At 60.1% G+C, this 5,045-nt stretch carries 3 protein-coding genes and 2 pseudogenes; 2 read left to right on the top strand and 3 right to left on the bottom strand.

Features of this window, described 5'->3' with window-relative positions; all coding sequences use genetic code 11:
- Positions 1-470 (top strand): transposase (locus ACZYOF_RS42130; RefSeq protein ID WP_463719432.1); only part of this gene is annotated, 470 nt, incomplete at its 5' end.
- Positions 467-622: a hypothetical protein gene (locus ACZYOF_RS42125; RefSeq protein ID WP_463719431.1), complete on the top strand. Its 156-nt coding sequence runs from the start codon at positions 467-469 to the stop codon at positions 620-622. The genes ACZYOF_RS42130 and ACZYOF_RS42125, both read left to right, overlap by 4 nt.
- 384 nt (positions 623-1,006) lie before the next feature.
- Here the strand turns inward: ACZYOF_RS42125 and ACZYOF_RS42120 are convergent.
- The 3 genes and pseudogenes from ACZYOF_RS42120 to ACZYOF_RS42110 all read right to left on the bottom strand — a co-directional run.
- Positions 1,007-1,900: pseudogene (locus tag ACZYOF_RS42120) on the bottom strand (IS256 family transposase); the annotation flags it as partial.
- A 71-nt stretch (positions 1,901-1,971) separates the two neighbouring features.
- Positions 1,972-4,287 (bottom strand): Ulp1 family isopeptidase, encoded by a 2,316-nt coding sequence (locus ACZYOF_RS42115; RefSeq protein ID WP_463719430.1) that lies wholly within the window; start codon positions 4,285-4,287, stop codon positions 1,972-1,974.
- A 198-nt stretch (positions 4,288-4,485) separates the two neighbouring features.
- Positions 4,486-4,870 (bottom strand): annotated as a pseudogene (locus ACZYOF_RS42110) (transposase); the annotation flags it as partial.
- Between the last annotated feature and the right edge of the window lie 175 nt (positions 4,871-5,045).

Raw genomic sequence — 5,045 nt, 5'->3', positions numbered from 1 at the left:
CCGCCGCGATCGCGCGGAGCCTTCCCAAAAAGGCCTGGCGCCGCCTGTCGTCCGGCGGAGGGACCAAAGGTCCGCGCTGGCACGACTGGGCCTATCTCGAGCTGGCCGATCTCGAAGCCAGTGAATACAACGACGACCTTGCCGGGGAATGGACGCGGGGTCTTCTGATCCGCCGCAACATCGCCGACGACAGCTTGGCCTTTTTCTCCACATGGTGCCCCAAGGGCACCTCCATGCAGAAGCTGGTATCGGTGGAAGGCCATCGCTGGGCCATCGAGGACAGCTTCGAAACCGCCAAGAACGAGCTCGGCCTTGATCACAACGAAACCCGCTCCTGGCATGGCTGGCATCGCCATGTCTCACTCGTCATGCTTGCCTTCGCCATGATGGCCGTCATCCGTCATCGGGCCAACACCGGGCCCTTGCTCAAAAAAACGCGACCGCGGCCGCGACCGACGCATCGTTCTTGATCCGCTGGTCGATCCAGGAAATCCGCCGCATCGCCATGAAGCTCGCCCAGCGGCGCATCCTGCACGCCCGCGTCCTCGCATGGTCGTTCTGGCGCAGGGCTCATCAGGCAACTGCGCGCAAAGCCCATCTCAAGAAAAAATTACAACTGTAATGCTAGGAACTGCCTCGTCAGTGAACGAGGAAGGCCGATGCCCACCCGAACGCCGCCGATCTGCCGCGCATCAGTGCACGTACGCTGATCCCATTGATGCAACATTTGAGCGCGAGTCTGAGGCTTCTCGACGAGAAGGTGATTCGCGATGACCCACCGACCGCTCCCAGGTCGCGTTGCGTATCGACCCCTGCCAACGTTGGCAAATCCACCTGGCCGTCCGACGGCCGACATTCCGCGCCTGTGGCCGAATCTGTCGACCGCGACGCAAACCCAGATCGCTCAAACGATCGCCGCGCTGCTGCGGCGAATGCAAGCGGTTCCCGGCACGCCCGGAAGGGAACTGGGTCGTGCTGATCAGCTTGAACGTCGCTGACGAGCGGCTCACGACCGCACACCGATGACTTCGATTCCGTCCGCAAACTTTACCCCGGATATCACCTTCGGCAACTGATTTGTGCCCTTCAACCGTCGCCAGGTTTTCGATACGGCGCCGACGAGCTTGAAGACCATCAACTTTGCTGTGTGTGGCGATAACGCTCCCTTCGTTCGCACAGTCCGGTGCCTGACCGTGGCAAAGACGCTCTCGATTGGATTCGACGTGCGCAGATGCGACCAGTGCTCGGCAGGGAAGTCATAAAACGCCAACATAGCCGAGCGATCCTTGATCAGGCATTCAACGGCCGGCTTGTATTTGACGCCGTACTTCTCGACAAAGATATCAATCGCTGTTTCAGCGGCCGCCCGGTTCGGCGCCAGGTAGATGTCACGCAGATCACTCTTTATTGCCGGCTGCACGGACTTGGCGACCTTGTCGAGCACGTTGTTCACCTTGTGCAGCCAACATCGCTGATGTTGCGTGCCGGGGAAGAGTTCATCGAGCGCCCGCCAGAAGCCGAGAGCGCCGTCGCCGACAGCAAGCTGAGGCCCGATCTGCAAGCCGCGCTTGCGCAGATCGATCAGCAATTCTCGCCAACTTTGTGCGCTCTCGCGTACCCCGACCTGGAAGCCGATCAATTCCTTCTTTCCTTCAGGCGTGGCGCCTATCAACACCAGGATGCATTCGGCATGGTCTTCCATGCGAGCCTGCAGATAGACGCCATCCGCCCAGATATAAACGTAGCGCCGCGCCGACAGGTCGCGCTTTTGCCAACGTTCGTATTCGCCCTGCCAGTCCTTCTTCAGGCCAGCGATGACCGGCGGCGACAAGTTCGGCGCGTCCTTGCCGAGCAAGGCCGAAAGCGCCTCTTGGAAGTCGCTGGTCGAGATTCCCCGCAATTAGAGCACGGGCGGGCCGCCCGTCACCTCAGAGAGCGAACATAGGGTCTAGAACTCTGCTGACCGAGCGTTTACTCATTCAGGTAGACGTAAATATCGCTTTGCTTGTTCGATGGTCCTAGCTGGGCTGTATAGGGAACCCCGGCGATCATGATGTTGGTCATGGGGCGGTCCGCGCTCGGCAGCACGCCATTCCAGTGCATCCCGCGCATGAGATCCTCCGGCGCCCACTGGTTGCCGTGGATCCAGCCCGGACCGACATATTCGCTCAAGTCCGGCACCGGAGGCGGCATATACGGTATGCCGCCGAAGACCGGCGCCGCAGCGCTTTGCTCCCATGATGCTGAGCTTGGCTGGTTGACGCTTTGCGCTGGCGAATCACCCAGATCAGGGAACTCGAGCCCCGCGGCTTGCCAAAGCTCGGCCGTATTCCAGCTAGCACGCTGGCCAGCTCGGTCCCCCCCCTGCGAATGGACACTTCGTGTTGGAGGGCCCGCTCGGTCCGCCGGATCATTTGCTCGCGAATCTCCGGGAGCGGTGCGCAATCGTCGTTGAAGTTGCCGCCGATCGGCGACGAGATTGTTGAGGTCGACCACGGCTGGCCACTGCCCTTGCGCCAATCGTCCGACCAGCTCCCGCGTGCCGTCCACCACGTAGACACCGCAATCATAGCCGTTGCGCTGCTGCGCCATCTCAGGCGACACAAGATAAGCGCCCAGATTTCGTGCGATGGTTTCTGCAGCCTCGCGGTGGTATCCTTCCAGGGAGTCGTAATGAAAGGCAACCGGATTTGACCGATCGCGGCGATCAACGAACAGCAGTGACCAATGGCTGCCGCGGCGAGCAGGATCGGTAGCGGAGGCATCGCTCACTGGCAGGAACAGGAAGTCGGCCGTGTCGTTGCCGGTCCGTCTATCATTGACGATGCGCTGGAACGCGACCTCCATGTTCCACCCCAGGCGCAGACTATAATTGGCGATGAGAGGATCCACAAGGCGCGTACGGTCGGCAAGATTTGGCGCGTTCTGCCGTAGCTCCTCCTCGAGGAGCTCGTAGTCCCTATGGATATGCTCGTCACCCAGCCACTGCTCTGGGCCAAGCGATAATCTGCTGCGGCCCTGCCGCGAAAGATCAACCTGCTGCTGCTCCTCCGGTGAGCGCGGCAAATCAACCAGCGAGGTAACGTCGGGCCGACTCGCGAATCGATGGAGCGCCTTAAGCGCTGGTGTGTACAGGCGTGACCCACCCCGCTCCTCGCCCAGCGCCTTGGCCTCGATCAAGAAGGACCGGTCGGTAAGGCGATCAGCAATTGCTCCTCGGTTTTCAGCAAAGCACCAACGAGAAAGCTCGCGAAGAGCGTTTGAATACCTACGTGCGGTGTCCGCAGCGAGCTCCTTCGCGAGGCCATCTTCATAGGCCTTAACGAAGCGCTGAATGAGATCTTCATCTTGGCTATAGTGAGGTGCTACAACTATTCCCTTCATGTCGCGGAGTATCCTCAGTGCGGTGATCACTGAGGAATTAATCGTCCTGCCTACCTCATCTAACGCCAAGTCGTGAAGCCGAGCGGCGAATGGCGGCTGATCGTTTTCAGCCAACACGCGAGAGAGAATTCGAAGCCAGCTTGCATACTGTGGCGGGTACCCGTTGGCAACACTTTCTTTGATAAGCTCGGCGTCCTCGCTCTTGAGGCCCGCTGAGGGATCCTTGCGACGGGGGGGGGGTGCAGGTACTCCCTTCATGGCGCGGAGTGCATTCAGTGCGCTGAGCACTGAATGATGAAGCGTGCGGGCTACCTCATCTAACGCCAAGTCGTGAAGCCGACCGGCGAATGGCGGCTGATCGTTTTCAGCCAACGCGCGAGAGAGACGTCGAAGGCGGCTTGCATGCTCTGTCGGGTACCCGTTGGCAACACTTTCTTTGATAAGCTCCGCGTCCTCGTACCTGATGTCTGTTGCAGGCGTCCTGGCAGCATAGATGTGAAGCTGGGTCGAGACGATAACTTGCTCGTCGCAGGCGGCGGACGCTTTTGTTTTGCTTTTCAGTCCAATCGCCCGCAGCTTTGAGGTAGCCCGCGACAGCAATGACGGTCTACCATGCGCGGCGGAAGTGGAATTCCTAGACGTCGAGTACCGCATGCTGCCATACTCGTTGTCTCGAAGGCTGGATCGCAGCACATTGGCTGAATAGTCGCTTGAACTTTGCGACATGTCGACGCTATGGCGCCCGCTGCTGAAGCTGCCACGCCGTCGATCTGCGGAATCGGAATCGAACGAACTACCGTTGCGTTCGCTCTCGTCCGGGTCACTGAGCTGCAAGCCGCTCAGTCCCTGCTCAATGCTCGTTTGCTCTGCGGGCAAGTTCTCCGTTGCGTAGTACTCATCCATCGAACGGTTGGTATTGAAAAACCCGACATTCCTAGAATCCACGATCACTCACCATTGATTAGATGTTCATCGCCGCCAGGCTGCCGTAGACCTATACACATTCTCTTATCCCGAAGCTAATAAGCAGTCGCTATGAAGGAGTATTTGTGAGCTCTTGCGCCAAAGGAGATCTGCCGCAGCGTCCGGTTGATCTCTCAGTGGCCAGACCTCACCGGCGGCCTTCCAGAACCCGAGCGCGCCATCGGCGATGGCGAGCCGCGGCGGCACGTCGAGCCCGCGCCGCTTCAGGTCGAGCAGCAGATCGCGCCAGTCGTGCGCGCTCTCGCTGGCGCCATCGGTGAAGCCGACCAGTTCCTTGCGGCCTTCCGGCGTCGCGCCGATCAGCACCGGGATGCACTGCTTTCGTCTTCGAGGCGTGCTTGGAGATGGATGCCATCAGCCCAGATGTAGACGTAGCGCTTGGCCGACAGATCGCGCCTCTGCCACGCGGTGTGTTCGTCGAGCCAACCGTCCTTCAGACGGCCGATGCCGACAACTCGGCAGCATCCTTGCCGAGCAGCGCCGCCAGAGCCTCGGAGAAGTCGCTCCACCTTCCAATCGGTCCAGCTCGCCGGAATCAACGACCGGCTGCCTGAAATGGACCCCGATTGTGGGACCACGTGCTTAGTTGGAAGGGGCTGCTCCGTTTGATAGACGGAGCGCATGATGACGACAAAGACGAGACGCAAGATCGACGCGGCACTGAAGGCAAAGATCGC

The organism is Bradyrhizobium sp. LeoA1Lang, assembly GCF_055413685.1.
Note: the sequence above shows the minus strand (reverse complement) of the source record. Positions and strands in the feature narration are given on the sequence as shown.

Excerpts from the sequence above, each read along its gene's own strand:
- ACZYOF_RS42115 (WP_463719430.1), bottom strand. The coding sequence starts at position 4,287 with ATGGATGAGTACTACGCAACGGAGAACTTGCCCGCAGAGCAAACGAGC.